The sequence below is a fragment of the Bradyrhizobium sp. SZCCHNRI1009 genome (assembly GCF_032487575.1).
GTDB lineage: Bacteria > Pseudomonadota > Alphaproteobacteria > Rhizobiales > Xanthobacteraceae > Bradyrhizobium.
In genome coordinates this window covers 154,366-169,670 of record NZ_JAUEUL010000008.1, presented here as the reverse complement: position 1 = coordinate 169,670, position 15,305 = coordinate 154,366, and the positions used below count along the sequence as shown (strand labels likewise).

Here is a 15,305-nt window from a genome sequence, read left to right as displayed (position 1 = left end):
ACGAACATGATCGCGCGCAAACTCCTGCACGCCGTGTTGGGTGCGGCTTTGCTCTCGCTGCTAACTGCGAATCCTGGCTTTGCCCATGAGCAGACCGGCGTCGGCGGCGGCCTCGCCAGTGGTCTGCTGCATCCCTTGACCGGGCTGGATCATCTGGTCGCAATGGTCGCAGTCGGCATCTGGGGCGCGCAGCTCGGCGGCGCGGCGATCTGGATCCTGCCGGTCGTCTTCCCGTTGGTGATGGCGTTCGGAGCCGTCCTGGGAATCCTCAAGATCGGTCTGCCCGTCCCGGAGCTCATCATCGCGCTGTCAGCGCTGGTCCTTGGCCTCGCTGTCGCCCTGCGCGTCCGTGTCCCGTTCGCGATTGCGGCTATCATTGTTGCGATCTTCGCCATCTTTCATGGCCACGCGCACGGCATCGAGCTCCCGACGGCGGCGAATCCCCTGGCCTATGGCTGCGGCTTCGTGGTCGCGACCGGTCTTCTCCACGCCTGCGGCATCACCATCGGCGCGCTCGCGCGCTGGCCCGGCGGCGAGCGTATCATCCAGGGCGTCGGCGCAGCCATCGCCGCGCTCGGCGGCTACTTCCTGATCGCGAGCCTCGGAGTCGCGGCATGAGGACGTACCACCGGACCGCCCTGCTCGCATCCGTGCTGCTGCTGGCGCAAGCGCAGCTCGCCGATGCCCATATCGTATCGGCCCGGCTCGGTGACTTCTACGCCGGCGCCCTGCATCCGCTGCTCACCCTGCAAGACGTCGTGGTCTGGGCCGCGCTGGGATTGCTGGCCGGCTCGCTCGGTGCGGCGAGCGGACGCTGGCTGGTCGTGGTGTTTCCGCTCGGCCTGTGCGCGGGGCTGGCGCTCGCCGCCGGGTCGGGGCTCGCCCCGGCTTCCCCGCTCGTCGACGCCGCGACCATTCTCATTCTCGGGCTGCTGCTGGCCGCGGCCTTGCGCATTCCCGTGACATTGCTGAGCGCGATCGCATTCATGCTCGGGCTGATGCGCGGCGCGGCGAATGCCGGCGAGCTCGTGCCGCAGACCGACCGTCTCCTGTACGCCGCCGGGCTCGCCAGTGCAGGCTATGTCGCCATCACCCTCGTGATGGCGCTCGCGCTCACCTTCCGGCGTCCTGAAACCGAGCCGGTATCGAGCTGGCGCGGAATCGCCGTGCGCGCGGTCGGTGGCTGGGTCGCCGCGATCGGCCTGATGATGGCGGGACTATCGCTCGCGTCCTGAGCAGGCCTATGCTCGGGCGATCCGACACCGCCAATCCCCACCTCGCGTGACCGACGCCATCAATATCGCAGCCATTGCCGTGCTGCTCCTGACCTGCGCCGGCCTGATCTGGACGGATCTGCGCAGCGGGCTGCTGCCCGACTGGATGAATGCGCTGGTCGCCGCCAGCGGCTTCGCAAGACTGGCGACGCTCGTCGACCTGCCCGAGGCGCTGTGGAATTGCGCCGCAGCCCTCGCGATCGGCTTGGCGCTGCTGCTGCTGCGGCTGCTCTACGCAATGGCCCGCGGCCGCCAGGGACTGGGCCTCGGCGACGTCAAGTTTCTGATGGCTGCAACGCTTTGGGCCGGCCTGCCAAATCTGCCGATCCTGCTGCTCATCGCCACGACGACGGCACTCGCTGCGGCGCTCGTTCTCTTCGTCATGGGACGACGGCTGACGGGCCAGACGGCGCTGCCGTTCGGCCCGTTCCTCGTCCTCGGCCTGCTGGCCGTACTCGCCCTGCAGGTCACCGGGCGCGAATTGCTCGTGACCTTCTGATTGCCGTAAGCCGCTGACCTCAGCGCGCCCGCCGCGCCATCCGCTCGCGTCCGCCCGGAGGTGCGGGCGGGGTCATCGGTCCCGCCTGCACGTCGCCGCTGCCGGCTGTGCCGAGCTGCGGCATTTGCAGAGTGACGGTCTCCGGCGCCTTCAGCAGCGAGGCTTCACGCGGTCGCAGCGACTGCAGCACCCATCCCTCATGCGAAGCGCCGACCCGCAAGCGCAGCGATGCCTGCGACGCCGCGTCGACGAAGATGCCGAAGCTCTCCTCGTCGCCGATCACCGTGCCGACGAGCTGCAGGTTTGGCCGTTCCGGATCCCTCGGCGGCGCAGGCGGCGGCGCCCGCATCGCCGTGACGGGTGCGGCAACCGGCGGCGGCCGCCGCGACGCCGAGAAGATCGGACGATCACGTGTCGCCGAAAGGGTACTGATCGGAACATCCCACAGCGGGTTGGCACTCCTGCCCCCCGGAGCTTCTGCGCTGGGAGCTTCTGACATGGCGGCCGGCGGTTCGGAGGCGCCGGGCGCGGGCGCGGCCTGGACGGGCGTGGCCGGCTCGAGACCATCCGCCGTCTCGCTCCAGGCACGGCTGAGCGAAGCTGCAAGCACGCACACGGTGGCAAAGGTGACGAGGCCCGAGCCTACGAACGATCGCATCACGATTTTCCTTGCCATTGACCCGACACGGTGACCAGCACGGTCAATCGTCCCACGCCGCCGGCTGCGGCGGCCAGCGGCTGCTGCACATGCAGTTGATCGACGAAGAGAAACGGCAATCCGGCCTCGAGATCATAGAGCAGCTGCTGCAACGCCGGCTGTTCGAGCTCGCAGCTTGCCACCACGCTGATCAGGTTGGTGTTGGCGCGTGCCGCCGGCAGCTCGACCTGGGTCGACAGCACGCTGCCGCCGACCTTGCTGATCGCCTCCGTGAGGCGCTGGACCAGCGCCGCGCCCGCGATGGTGACCGTTCGTCCCTCCACGAACACCGATCCACCCGGAGCCGTCGCGCTGCCTGCGGCGGAATTGCCGGCTGGCCGTTTGCGTCCGGAAAACTGCGCCAGTTGCGCGTTGGTGTCATTGAGCTGGTCGCGCCTGGCGACGAGATCGACGACCCCAGCGGCACCAAGCCAGAGCAGTGCGACAATGGTCGCCGCATAGAGGATCGCAGAAACGGCCGGCGAGCTAACAAAGATTCGGCGCAGCGATTTCGACCAGTTCATGCCCGGTCTCCGAAATAGGCGTTGGTGCGCGCCTCGATGTGGAAGCGCTCGCCCGCTTCGCCGGCGGTGCGCGTCGTCGGCGCGTAGAAGGTGGCGCGGCTGAACTGCGGCGTCTGCTCGATCAGCCGGATCAGCGCGGGTGCATCCTGGGTCAGGCCGGATATCTGCAGCCGATCGTTCTCGAGATGCATCTCGACGACATACGTCCCGTCGGGGAGGATCTTCGACAACGTGTCGAGCACGATCACGCTGGCGGGGCTGGTCTGCTTGCGCTTGGCGAGCAGCCCGTCGGCGGCGGTGGCGCCCATCGCGGGCCGCAGCGCCGCACGCAGCCGCGTGACCTGCGCCTGTGCGTCCTCGATCTCGCCATCGAGATAGCCACCGATCAGCGTCGTCGCGATCAGCAGCACCGCCGTGGTCGCAGCGACCGACAGCCAGCCGAGCTTGAGCACGCGCCCGAGATCACGGCCGCCGGCAAGCGACGAACGCAGCGACGTCCTGAAGATCTGGATCGGACCGCCATCGGTTGGGCCGACGTCGGCGGTGATGACGAGCTTGGCAATGCCGACCTGATCGGCAAAGGCGAGCAAGGGCTGGACCAGAGCGCGCGGCGTTGCCGCGAGCGTCAACGCGATCCGATCACTGGCTGCGCGCGGGGCGCTGTAGCCGTAGAGGACCTGTCCGAGATTCCACGGCGTCAACCTGCCGATCTGGGTCCGGATCATGCCGTTCAGAAAAGGCTCCGCCTGCTTGGGAAAGTCGAGAGGCCGGATCAGAACGTTCTCGGCGGCCAGATGGATGTCCAGGACAGCACCGCGCAAGGTTCGCAGCCACTCCGGCGAGAGCCCGACCTGCGCCGCTCCCAAAGCCGGATTCAGCCGTGCCGCCGCCAGCATCGGTCTCGCCTTCGGCGGCGTCTGTACCGTCATGACGATCGCTTCTGGCTGATCGTAGCGGATCACGACTCGCGGGCGTCTGAGCTGCCGATCGGCGACGGCCTCGATCGCTGTAGCGACGCTTTCCGTCCACACCGTCAGTCCGCGCTCGATCGCTTCGGTCAGCTTCATGGCATCCTCCGCGCCTGAAGCGCTCCCCTCGGCTGCGGTCCCTCGTCCTGGCGCGCCAGCAGCCGATAGGGCTCCTCGCCTTCGCCGGGAACGATCACCGCCGTCGCAGTGTGACGAAGCCCGCCCGCCGGACCGACGACGATGCGCAGCCGATAAGCCTTGCTTTTGCCCTTGGCGGCGTCCTTCGCAGCAGGCCCCAACATCTTGGCGAGCGTATCGGCATCCTGTGACAACGACGCCCGTGCGTTGAGGAAATCCTTCAGGATCAGCGGCGTCATTCCCGGCAATGCGGCAACGACCTCCGGCGCCGCGATCGTCGGATCGATTCCCGGAGAACCGTTGAAGACGGTGACCAGCGGAAGCACCCGATCAACCAGCGATGCGGGAAGGCCGAGGACGAGCGACAGCTCGCCGACATGCGCGAATGGCGCCAGGCGCGGCACCCGCTTGAGACCGGCCGCCGCATAGCGCGCCTCCTCCGCCTGCGCCTTGGCGGCGTCGGACGGCTTGGAGCGCCACGCAACGATCCGCTCGGCATGATCCTTGGCAGCATCGCGCTCGACGCCCAGCGTGACCAAGAGATTTTCGAGCATGTCCTTGGACGCGGTATTGAGATCGATCCGCGCCGCTTCGTTGACGAACGAGACCGCAATGTCGTTGCCTGCAAGCGCCAGGCGGAAACCGCCCTGCCTCGGCCGCTCCTCGTCCTTGGACAGCAGCAGACGATACGCCGACAGTTCGATGGCCGCCGAGACCAGCGCATCGGCCTCGACCGCCTCGTCCTCGAGCCGCAGCAACCGCGCCGAGCTGCCGAGTTGCTGCGAGACGACAACGACCAGGGCCGCCAACGCCGCAAGCATCCACAGCGCCGCGATCAGGATGAAGCCATCCTGCGCGCCGCGCCTCTGGGCAGAACCTCTGGTAAAGGAGCGAACCAGCATTAGTCGATCGGCTCGCTCTTGTTCAGCTGCGGCGGCTCGCCCGCACCCGCCGACGGATTCGCGGTGCCTGCCGCTCCGGGATCCGCAAAGCCGCCGCCCGGCGCATCGACGTGAATACGGACTGCGCTGACGAGAACGGCGGCACCGCCACGGCTGTCGTCATAAACCGTCATGCGCACGGCGGATGGTAGCTTGGTCGCATCGCGCCACTCCGACGTCCACGCCATCGTCCCGTCGGCATAGGCGAACGACATCCGGAACGGCGCCGACAGCAGCACCACGGGATCGCGGAACCGGAAATGCTCGGTCACGGGCTGGCCGACCGGCACGGGCTCGAACATGGCACGCGATCGCCGCAGAGCGCGTTCGCCCCTGCTCCCTTCCTCGCCGATGCGCACGATGTCGAGACCATGTCCGGCATTGGGGCCGAGTTCGGCGCGCACGAACATCGCCGAGACCTCGTCGCCCACGAACAACGGTCCCTTCTGCTCGCGATTGGCCGAGACGAACTGCACGGCAGCGAGATCATCGCCGACCCGCCGCAGCGCAGCGGCCACCATCTCGGCGCGCTGGACGCGATCCAATCCGCGCTTCCACGCCGGCAGCCATTGCGACGTCACCGCGGCAAGCGCCGACAACACGATGCCGGCGATCGCGAGCGCGCCGAGTGCCTCGATCAGTGCGAAGCCCTGCTCTCGGGATCGATCGGATCGGGCGGTCATCATCGCGCTCCTCGCGCCAGGCGAACCGTCTGCACATCGGCGACCGCGCCCGAGCCGGTCTTGACGCGCAAGGTCACCGCCTCCGGGATCCAGCCGGTCTGTCCCGCCGGCTCATTCCAATCGCCGCCGAGCGGCCTGACCTGCAGCACCACCGACCCGGAGCCGGAGCGCTGATCGATGCTGCCCGGCTGCAGCCGGCCGCGATCGGCCAGCATCGTTGCCAACGCCAGCCTCATGTCGGTGACCAGAGTGACATGCTGTTCGAGCTTGCGAACGATGGCCGCGTTGCGCGACACCACGGCGCCGATGGCGATGATCGACACGCTCACGATGGCAAGCGCGACGAGCACCTCGATCAGCGAAAATCCGGCTTCACTCCGGCGGTCGATCTCAACCATTGGCGAGCACGCGCGAGACAATGTCGATCCTCCCCGTCAGCCAGTTCACCCTGATCTCCAGGCTCAGATCGGCGCGCGACAAGGTGATGGCGCCGCCGCAGGACAGCCCGTCAGGAAAGAAGGTGATGGTCGCCAGCACCGGCCGATGCTGGCAACTGCGCGGCAACGTCGCCAGGAATGCGACGTCGTCGGGCAGCTTCAGCGCAGCCGCGCTGCTGCCGGAGCGGATCAAGCGGCGCGACGTGTCGATCTCCGTGTCGACGCGCGCGCCGGTCCGCATCGATGAGGCACGGTCCGACTTCAGCAGTGTCGCCGCCTGCAACGCGTAGGCCTGCAGCCGCGGCCGCGACGTCTGCCGCGGCAGATAAGGCAGCGCGACGGACGCCAGCAGCGCGACGATCGCGAGCACGCAGACCATCTCGAGCAGCGTAAAGCCGCGCTGGCCGCCGTCATTCACTGCGCGCGCTCGTCTGCGTCGGCGTTCCCAGCACGATGTCCGCCGCCGTCCCGCTGCCGCCTTCCTGGCCATCGGCACCGTAGGACAGGATGTCGTACGGGCCGTGATCGCCCGGTGCGCGGTAGACATAGGCCGTATTCCACGGATCCTTCGGCACTGCCCCGCCCTTGAGATAGGGACCGTTCCAGGCGCTCAACCCGGCCGGCCGTTGCGCCAGCGCCGCGAGGCCTTCCGAGGTCGAGGGGTAGCGGCCGGCATCGAGATAGAACAGGTCGAGCGCCGCCGAGAAGCTCTGCAACTGGATCCGCGCCGCCTTGGTCTTGGACTCGCTGAGATAGTTCAACACGCGCGGGCCGATGAGACCCATGATCAGCCCGATGATCGTGATCACGACCAGCATCTCGACCAGCGTGAAGCCGCGCTCATGTTCACGGTCGGCACTCTTGGCCGGCTTGCTCTGCGTGTCCGATCTCATGTCATTCTCCTTGGTAGCCATCAGCCGACCAGTTGCGTCACAGAAAGCAAAGCCGTCATGATCGAGACGATCAGGCCGCCGACAACCACGCTGATGAGCAGAATGGCGGCGGGGCCGACGATGCCGACGACGCGATCCAGGCCACGCTGCAGCTTGGCTTCGTAGAACTCAGCGATCCGTGTCGACAGCGTCGGCAACTGGCCGGTCTCCTCGCCGAGCCGCAGCATGCGCAGCGCCATCGGCGGCAGCATGTTGTCGGCCGACAATGCCTGGGACAGCTTGCCGCCGTGACGGACGCGATCCGCGGCTGCCGACCAAGGCGCACGCGACGACGTCACGGCCATCACATCGACGAGAATGCGAAGGGCCGCGCTCAGATTGACGCCGCAGCCGAGCAGCAGGCCGAGATTGCGGCAGAACAGGCTGGTCCGATAGAACAGCAGCAGGCTGCCGATGCCGGGCATGACGGCCACGACGCTGGCCAGGCCGGCGCGAACCGCGGGCTGACGCAACAGCCACCAGCCTGCCGCGAGCAGCGCCGCACAGCCGAGTGAGATCGCGGCTGCATTGGCGCGCAGCAGATCCGACAGCGTCATGAAGAAGCCGAGCGCCGTATCGGTACGGCCACCGAAGTCACGCAGCACGGCCGAGAAATTCGGCAGCACGGCCACGAGAAAGAACAGCATCACGCCGATCGCCGCGAGGAACACGAAGGCAGGATATTGCATCGCGTCGGTCAATTTGCGGCGCGTCGCCTCCGACCGCTCGCGTTCGCCGGCCAGCGCGGTCAGCACGTGATCGAGTGTTCCCGACGATTCGCCGACGCGCATCAGCGCGACATACATCGGCGAGAACAACTGCGGCTGGGCGGCCGCCGCATCGGCGAAGCTTTCACCGGCCATGATCGCCGCACGCAGCCGCGCCACCACGGGACGGAGGCGGCCGATATCGGAATCGCCGGACAACAGATCGAGCGCGTCGTCGAGCCGCGCGCCGGCCTTGAGAAGCAGGGCCAGGTCGCGCGTGAACGTGGTCACTTCAGTCGCGGACGGAGCGCCGAACGAGAGCCCGGACGCAGCGCCGGTCCGCTCCTTTTTCTCCTCCACGGTTTCGATCGGCAGAAGTTGCAGATACGAGATGCGCCGTTCGACCTCGCTGCGCGACGGCGCGACGAGAGATCCGACGACGATTTCACCGGACTGCGTCAGAGCGCGATAGCGGTAGCTCGGCACGATCCACCTCACCGCGCCACGAGGACACGAAGCAGCTCGGAGGCCGAGGTGACGCCGGCGCGGCACTTGGCGACGCCGTCGTCGAGCATCGTCGTCATGCCTTCCCGGATCGCCAGCCGATCGATCGCGAGGCCGTCGGCACTGTCCGCGATCAGCTCGCGCAGGCTGTTGGTCAGCTCGAACAGCTCGAACACGCCGACCCGGCCGCGATAGCCGCTCTGGCCGCATCGCTCGCATCCCCTCGGGTGCCAAGTGATGTCGCCGGGGACGAGGCCGAGATGACCAAGACGAGGATCCTGGCGGCATGTCTCTTCATCGAGCGCCTCCGGCGCCTTGCAATGATCGCAGAGCTGACGCACCAGCCGCTGCGCGATCACCGCGCGCAAGGTCGAGCGCAACAAGAAGCCTTCGACACCAAGATCGAGCAGGCGCGGCACCGCCGCGGCCGCGGTTTCGGTATGCAGCGTGGTCAACACGAGATGGCCGGTCAGCGCGGCATGGACCGCGACATGCGCCGTCTCGCTGTCTCTGATCTCGCCGACCATGATGACGTCGGGGTCCTGACGCACGAAGGAACGCAGCGCGCTCGCGAAAGTCAGCCCGATCGCCGGCTTGATCTGCGACTGGTTGATGCCGGGAATCTCGTACTCCACCGGATCCTCGACGGTGAGGATCTTGCGCTCCGGTGTGTTGAGCAGCGACAGGATCGTCGCCAGAGTCGTGGTCTTGCCGCTGCCGGTCGGCCCCGTGATCACGATCATGCCGTGGGGCAGCGTGATCAGGCGCCGGAGTGCGGCGTCGTCGCGGGTGGCGAGACCGAGACGGCTCGCGACGAGCTGCGAGCGATCCTTCGGCAGGATGCGCAGCACCGCCGATTCGCCGTGCTGGGTCGGCATGATCGCAACGCGAACGTCGATCTCGGCGCGGCCGGCGCGGATGCGCGCGGCGCCGTCCTGCGGCAGCCGCCGCTCGGCAATGTTGAGGCCGGCAACGATCTTGATGCGCGAGATCACCGCCTGCGGCAACACGCCCGCGGGCGCCGCGATCGGACGCAACAGGCCGTCGACGCGCAGCCTGACCACGAGCCCGGTCGAGAACGGCTCGATGTGGATGTCGCTGGCGCGCATCTCCACGGCCTTCTCGATCAGATCGTTCACCGCGCGGACGACCGGCGCGCCGCTGGCGAGATCGCGGAGACTCTCGATGTCGTCGTCGCGCAGCTCCTGCGCCGGCGAGATGTCGGGCTCGCCGGAATCCTCTAACCGCTGGTCCAGGACAACGGCGATATCCTCATGCGAGGCGACCTTGAAGAGAGTCTGCGGGCCGAGCACCAGCTCCGCGGCCCGGCGCACGGCCTGATCGGTCGGATCGGCCATCGCGAACACGGCGGCGCCGTCAGAATCCTTGTAGGGATAGCCGAGCACCTCGCGGAGGAAGCGGTCGGAGAACTCGCTCACCGCGGGCAGTGCCGCCAGCAGTTCGCGCAGTGCGACGCGCTCCAATCCGGTGAAGCCGGCGACCTCCTCCGCGAAAACGTCGGCGGTCAGGCCGAACCTGTCCCAGAGCGCGATCTGCGTTTCGGCCGCAGCTCCGCCTTCGCCCGCCGCCTGGGGATGGCGCTCGCGAAGATAGGCATGGAATTGGGTCGACAGTGTACCGCTCATGGCGTGATCCGGGTGGCGCCCGTGCCGGCCCATCGCCTCGGCACGCCGCTACTGGTGACCCACGTTATTGATCGCGAACATGACGGCCGTACGAATGCCGGAGGCGCCGACATTTCCGACACACACGCGGCGCAAAGGTCGGACGGCAGCCGCCAATTATACATAAGTGTCATATTGGACCGTTATGCAGGCTGCGCGGTCAAACCGAGGCGCTGCCCCGTTTCGGCCGGTCAACACGAGTAGATCGGTAAGTCCATGTTTGGTATCGGCAATCGAAGCCAGTCCGCTGCGGTTGTCAGACATGCCTCGTTGCTGGCGATCGCGGTGCTGCTCGCCTCCTGCAACATGGCAACGCTCAATTCCCAGGCCAGCGCGCCTGCCGATGTCGATGTCATCGACAAGGTGCGCTCGCTCGACATCCTGCCGCGCGACAATGCACCGGTCGCATCGATCCAGGGACGCCCCGAGGTCGAGCGCGCGAGCGCGCAGACCTATCAAGGGACCACGGTTCAGGAGGTCGCCGAGGTCAGACCGCTGCCGGCGGCGGACGGCAAGGGCTATGATCTCAATTTCGAGAACACGCCGATCGCAGTGGTCGCGAAGGTCGTGATCGGCGACATCCTCGGCGCGGGCTACGCGATCGATCCCCGCGTGCAGGGCAGCGTCAGCCTGGTGTCGGCGCGGCCGGTGCCGAAATCAGACATCCTGTTCGTGCTGGAGAGCGCGCTGCGCCTGTCCGGCGTCGTGCTGGTCCGCGAAGGCGGTGGCTACAAGCTGACCCCGCTCGGCGACGCCATCGGAGCCGGACGCGTCGACGGCGAAGCCGGCCGCGCCGAGCCCGGCTACGGCGTCTCCGTCGTGCCGCTGCAATATGTCGGTGCGCAGACGATCCTCAAGCTGATGGACAGCTTCGCGACCCGCGCCGGCAGCGTGCGCGCCGACACCACCCGGAACCTGCTTCTGATCCAGGGCACAGGAGCCGAGCGACGCTCCGCGATCGAAACCGTGATGAGCTTCGACGTCGACTGGATGCGCGGCCAGTCCGTCGGCATCTTCCCGGTCAGCAATTCGGCGCCAGAGCCGTTGATGGCGGAGCTGGAAAAGATCATGGACTCTGGTGAGAACGGATTGAGCCAGAATCTCGTCAAGCTGCAGGTCGTCAATCGCCTGAACGCGATCATGGTCGTGACGCGCAAGCCGGCGCTGCTGCAGAGCGCGGCGACCTGGATCCGCCGGCTCGATCAGGCCGACTCCGGGCGCACCAGCGTCCACGTCTACCGGGTCCGCTACGGCGACGCGCGCCAGCTCGCCAAGGTGCTCACCGACATGTTCGGCGGCGCCGGCTCGTCCTCCACCGACAGCGCCGACGGCCAGGCCGCGCCGGGCTCCGACGGCACGACGACGTCGGTCGCCGATCGGCTCTCCTTCAACACCAATGCAGCCGGCTCATCGAGTTCGAGCGCCAATCCGACGAGCAGATCCCAAGGCGGTGGTCTCTCGGGCATGTCATCCTCGAGCACATCGTCCTCCAGCAGCACGCCGTCCTCGACCGGGCTGGAGCCTCGCAGCAGTGGTGCTGGCGGAGGCCAGGCCATCATGCCGAATGTCCGGATCACCCCGGACACGGTGAACAACTCTCTGCTCATCTATGCCGACCGCGAGAACTACCGCATCATCTCCAGCACGCTGCAGCAGCTCGACCAGCCGGTGCTGCAGGTCGGCATCGACGCGACGATTGCCGAAGTGACGCTCACCAACGAGCTGTCCTACGGCGTGCAGGCCTATCTCTCGAGCAAGGTGCTCGGCCTCGGGACCGACAAGGGGTCGATCACCAATACGCAAGCCACGTCGGTGGCCACGGCCACAACATCCGCGGCGACGACGGCCTTGATCAACCGCGCTCTGCCCGGCTTCAACTTCCTGATCGGGCACGAAGCCTCGCCCAACATGATCCTTGACGCACTCCATACTGTCACCAGCGTCAAGGTGCTCTCCAATCCCTCGCTGGTCGTGATCAACAACCAAAGCGCCACCTTGCAGGTCGGCGACGTCGTGCCGGTCTCGACTGGCAGCGCCACCGTGCTGTCGTCGAGCAACACGGTGGTCAACACCATCGACTATCGCAACACCGGCATCATCCTGCGCGTCGTGCCGCGGATCGCCGCCAACGGCAACGTCCGGCTCGAGATCGAGCAGGAGATCAGCAACGTCGCCGCGCAGACGGCAGCGAGCCTGACGCCGACGGTGTCGCAGCGCAAGGTCAAGAGCGCGATCTCCGTCGCCAACGGCCAGACCGTGCTGCTGGCCGGCCTGATCAGCGAACAGCAGAACGGCAATCGCAACGGCATTCCGGGTTTCGACGAGATCCCGGTGCTTGGCGACGCGTTCTCGCATCAGGACAAGAAGGGCACGCGCACAGAGCTGATCATCTTCATCCGGCCGCAGATCATTCGCGACGGCAGCGATGCCCATCAGGTGGCCGAAGAACTCCGCTCCAAGCTCCGCGGATCGGTTGGAGCCAGCATCACGGATGATTTGCGTGTCCGCACCACCCGCTGATCCCCGCCAAATGACCCGGCCGACGATGCGGTGCCTCGCCGTCGTCTGCACCGCAGCCGGCCTGCTGCTCGGCGCAATCGCATCGCCTGTGCACGCCGATTCGGTTAGTGCCGCACGCAGTGCCTATGCGCGCGGCGACTTCGTCCGCGCCATGCGCGTGCTGACGCCGCCGGCGCTGCGCGGCGATCCGCGCGCGCAGGCCATGCTCGGCTTCATGTATGAGAACGGCTTCGGGACCCCGCAGGCCTATGAGGTCGCCAGCGATCTCTATTGCCAGGCCGCCGCCGCCGGCAATCCATTCGGCCAAGCGATGCTTGGCCTGATGTATGACAAGGGACATGGCGTTCCACAGGACGTCGTGCTCGCCTACAAATGGCTCAACCTCGCCGCCGGGCACGCCAAGTCGACACAGCGCAGCTACTTCCTGCGGCTTCGCAACGCCGTGGCCTCGAAGATGTCGGCCAGCCAGATCGCCCAGGGCCAGGCCCTCGCGCTGGACTGGGTCCCGGGCCAGCTCTGACCGGCATTGCCGGTTCATAGCTCGGCGAAGGCGGGCTCCCTGCAGCAATGGAGTGAAGACGGCGCGGCACGCGATGGCTGGCGCGGTGGGGCGCATTCGTCTCCTGCATTCGCGCTGCTCGGCGCATTTCACAAAACCGAAGCAAGACCGACACCACGTTGCAATTTGTTGCCGCGATAAATTGCCGCAGGCGAGCCTACATCAGCACGTGCGCGCCGCTACCCCACTCCGTCTGGAGATGTCATGACCAGAACAGTCACCCGGTCCAAGGCGCTCGCCCTTGCGACCAGCGCCGTCTTTACCGCGACCAGCGTCGCGCCAGCCTTCGCCGGAGCGGCGACGAGCACACCGATCGAGCACGTCATCATCATCGTCGGCGAAAACCACACGTTCGACAATCTATTCGGTACGTACAAGCCGAGGCCGGGGCAGACGATCGACAATCTGCTCAGCAAGGGAATCGTCAACGAAGACGGCACGCCGGGCCGGCACTTCAAGAAGGCAGAGCAGCGGATCGGCCGCGACGAGGTTCGCTATACTGCCGAGACCGCGTCCACGGGCGCCTATGCGACGCTGCCGCAACCCTACACCACCTATGGAATCGGCCTGCCGCAGAACGTCCTCGACACCCGCTTCCCGGCCAATCTTCCCAATGGGCCGTACCAGATTTCGAAATACGTCTCATACGCCGCTTATACTGGAGATCCGGTACACCGCTTCTTCCAGATGTGGCAGGACATCGACGGCGGCAAGCACGACAAGTTTGTATGGGTCGAACAGACCATCGGCACCGGGTCGAACGGGCAGCCTTATCCGTCCGGCGGGTTCGACCCGATGGAAGGCGCCATCTCGATGGGGTTCTACAACATGAACCCGTTCACCGACGCCTCCGGCAAGGCCCAGCCGGGTGACGCGCCGTTCTTCAAGCAGCTCGCCGACGAGTACGCGATCAGCGACAACTATCACCAAGCGATCATGGGCGGCACCGGGGCCAACTTCCAGGCCCTCGTCACCGGCCACGCTGCGTTCTTCACCAATCCCGAGACGCTGAACGGCACCCCCGCCGTGCCCTACGCCAACCAGATCGAGAATCCCGATCCCGTCCCCGGCACCAACAACTACTACAAGCAGGACGGATACAGCGGCGGATCCTACGTCAACTGCTCCGACCCAAGCGCGCCCGGCGTTGCCGCCGTCAACGAGCAGCTGTTCAAGAACGGCGTCACCAGCAACAACTGCGCACCGAACCACTATTACCTCGTCAACAACTATAGCATGTTCTGGAACCAGACCAGCGCCAAGCCGAACGCACTCGGCTCGGACAAGTTCGTGCTGCCGCCGCAGAGCGCGCCGACCATCGCCGACGTGATGACGGCGAAAGGCGTTTCTTGGAAGTACTACAGCGCCGACCGCGGTGACGACACCACCACCTTCGCCAGCAGCGTCGACGGCGTGCCGCTGCTGTTCCACTCCTATTGCGGCATCTGCGACCCGCTCACGGGCTTCAACAAGATCATGAAGACCACGGCGGAGGAAGCCAAGCTGCAGAACTACGGCGCCTTCGTGAAGGACGTGCAGAACAACACGCTGCCGGCGGTGTCGTTCGTGCGTCCGTTCGAGGCGCTCGCCGGTCATCCCGCCGATTCGACCACGGATCTCTACGAGAAATTCCTCGAGGCGCTGATCAATCGGGTCAAGGCCAATCCTCAGCTCTGGGCCAAGACTGCGATCTTCATCACGACCGACGAAGGCGGCGGCTACTACGACTCCGGCTACGTCCAGCCGGTCGACTTTCTCGGCGACGGCACCCGGATCCCCTTCATCCTGGTCTCGCCGCTGGCCAAGAAGGGCCATGTCGACCACACCTATTACGATCACGTGTCGCTGCTGAAATTCATCGAGCGCAACTGGCGGCTGCCCACGATCTCCGCCGTCAGCCGCGACCGGCTGCCCAACCCGATCCATGACCGGGATGACCACCGCTATGTGCCGAAGAACCGTCCGGCGATCGGCGACCTGATGAACCTGTTCGCCTTCAGCGACGACGATGGTGACCACGATCATGACGGCGGTTGGCACCACCACGACCACGACGGACACTCCGGCGACGATCGCTGATCGACCGAGCGTCCACGGCTGACATCATTGCCGTGAAAAACAGCCCGCCGCAGACGATGCGGCGGGCCCTTTTGCGTCGCCAGCTGCGACAATCTCTCAGTGACGCACCGATCCGCAACATCGCCAATCCGTCAGCGGATTGTCAGCTGATCGTCACG

16 protein-coding genes are annotated in these 15,305 nt (G+C 66.6%); 6 read left to right on the top strand and 10 right to left on the bottom strand.

The genetic code is table 11. The annotated features are described in order from the left end of the window. Positions 1-6 precede the first annotated feature (6 nt). From QX010_RS16555 to QX010_RS16545, 3 genes are read left to right on the top strand one after another with little or no spacing between them, the layout of a single operon-like run. On the top strand, positions 7-618 hold the full coding sequence (locus QX010_RS16555; RefSeq protein WP_315802989.1) for a HupE/UreJ family protein: 612 nt from the start codon (positions 7-9) through the stop codon (positions 616-618). After that, the gene (locus QX010_RS16550) at positions 615-1,235 is read left to right on the top strand and encodes a HupE/UreJ family protein (RefSeq protein WP_316180613.1); all 621 of its coding nucleotides are present in this window, start codon (positions 615-617) and stop codon (positions 1,233-1,235) included. The genes QX010_RS16555 and QX010_RS16550 overlap by 4 nt, the downstream gene beginning before the upstream one ends. Positions 1,236-1,281: 46 nt before the next feature. Then, positions 1,282-1,773, top strand: coding sequence for a prepilin peptidase (locus QX010_RS16545; RefSeq protein WP_316180611.1), 492 nt, complete (start codon positions 1,282-1,284; stop codon positions 1,771-1,773). 19 nt (positions 1,774-1,792) lie between these two features. Here QX010_RS16545 and QX010_RS16540 read toward each other — a convergent pair whose 3' ends face one another. From QX010_RS16540 to QX010_RS16495, 10 genes are read right to left on the bottom strand one after another with little or no spacing between them, the layout of a single operon-like run. Continuing rightward, positions 1,793-2,431 carry a hypothetical protein gene (locus QX010_RS16540; protein WP_316180610.1) on the bottom strand — a complete coding sequence of 213 codons (639 nt, stop codon included), beginning with the start codon at positions 2,429-2,431 and terminating at the stop codon, positions 1,793-1,795. Beyond that, complete coding sequence (gspM, locus tag QX010_RS16535; protein ID WP_316180609.1) at positions 2,431-2,994, bottom strand: type II secretion system protein GspM; 564 nt, start codon at positions 2,992-2,994, stop codon at positions 2,431-2,433. Before gspM ends, QX010_RS16540 begins: the two co-directional genes overlap by 1 nt. After that, entirely contained in the window at positions 2,991-4,061 is a 1,071-nt protein-coding gene (locus QX010_RS16530) for a PilN domain-containing protein (RefSeq protein ID WP_316180608.1), read from the bottom strand. Before QX010_RS16530 ends, gspM begins: the two co-directional genes overlap by 4 nt. Then, a complete protein-coding gene (locus tag QX010_RS16525; protein WP_316180607.1) occupies positions 4,058-5,002 on the bottom strand; it encodes a type II secretion system protein GspK in 945 nt (314 codons plus the stop codon). Before QX010_RS16525 ends, QX010_RS16530 begins: the two co-directional genes overlap by 4 nt. After that, positions 5,002-5,724 carry a type II secretion system protein gene (locus tag QX010_RS16520; protein WP_316180605.1) on the bottom strand — a complete coding sequence of 241 codons (723 nt, stop codon included), beginning with the start codon at positions 5,722-5,724 and terminating at the stop codon, positions 5,002-5,004. The genes QX010_RS16525 and QX010_RS16520 overlap by 1 nt, the downstream gene beginning before the upstream one ends. Then, entirely contained in the window at positions 5,724-6,122 is a 399-nt protein-coding gene (locus QX010_RS16515; protein WP_316180603.1) for a type II secretion system protein, read from the bottom strand. Before QX010_RS16515 ends, QX010_RS16520 begins: the two co-directional genes overlap by 1 nt. Next, positions 6,115-6,579 carry a prepilin-type N-terminal cleavage/methylation domain-containing protein gene (locus QX010_RS16510; protein ID WP_315802980.1) on the bottom strand — a complete coding sequence of 155 codons (465 nt, stop codon included), beginning with the start codon at positions 6,577-6,579 and terminating at the stop codon, positions 6,115-6,117. The genes QX010_RS16515 and QX010_RS16510 overlap by 8 nt, the downstream gene beginning before the upstream one ends. Next, positions 6,572-7,054: a type II secretion system major pseudopilin GspG gene (gene gspG, locus QX010_RS16505; protein WP_315802979.1), complete on the bottom strand. Its 483-nt coding sequence runs from the start codon at positions 7,052-7,054 to the stop codon at positions 6,572-6,574. The genes QX010_RS16510 and gspG overlap by 8 nt, the downstream gene beginning before the upstream one ends. Before the next feature lie 20 nt (positions 7,055-7,074). Next, positions 7,075-8,286 carry a type II secretion system F family protein gene (locus tag QX010_RS16500; RefSeq protein ID WP_316180601.1) on the bottom strand — a complete coding sequence of 404 codons (1,212 nt, stop codon included), beginning with the start codon at positions 8,284-8,286 and terminating at the stop codon, positions 7,075-7,077. Between the two features lie 8 nt (positions 8,287-8,294). After that, positions 8,295-9,950, bottom strand: a complete 1,656-nt coding sequence (locus QX010_RS16495; RefSeq protein ID WP_316180600.1) for a GspE/PulE family protein — start codon at positions 9,948-9,950, stop codon at positions 8,295-8,297. Between the two features lie 255 nt (positions 9,951-10,205). On the opposite strand from QX010_RS16495, the gene gspD reads away from it, so the two are divergent. The 3 genes from gspD (at position 10,206) to QX010_RS16480 (ending at position 15,147) form a co-directional block, all read left to right on the top strand. Then, positions 10,206-12,509: a type II secretion system secretin GspD gene (gene gspD / locus QX010_RS16490; protein WP_316180598.1), complete on the top strand. Its 2,304-nt coding sequence runs from the start codon at positions 10,206-10,208 to the stop codon at positions 12,507-12,509. Further along, complete coding sequence (locus QX010_RS16485; protein ID WP_316180596.1) at positions 12,481-13,029, top strand: tetratricopeptide repeat protein; 549 nt, start codon at positions 12,481-12,483, stop codon at positions 13,027-13,029. Before gspD ends, QX010_RS16485 begins: the two co-directional genes overlap by 29 nt. 243 nt (positions 13,030-13,272) lie before the next feature. Beyond that, complete coding sequence (locus QX010_RS16480) at positions 13,273-15,147, top strand: alkaline phosphatase family protein (RefSeq protein WP_316180594.1); 1,875 nt, start codon at positions 13,273-13,275, stop codon at positions 15,145-15,147. Positions 15,148-15,305 lie beyond the last annotated feature (158 nt).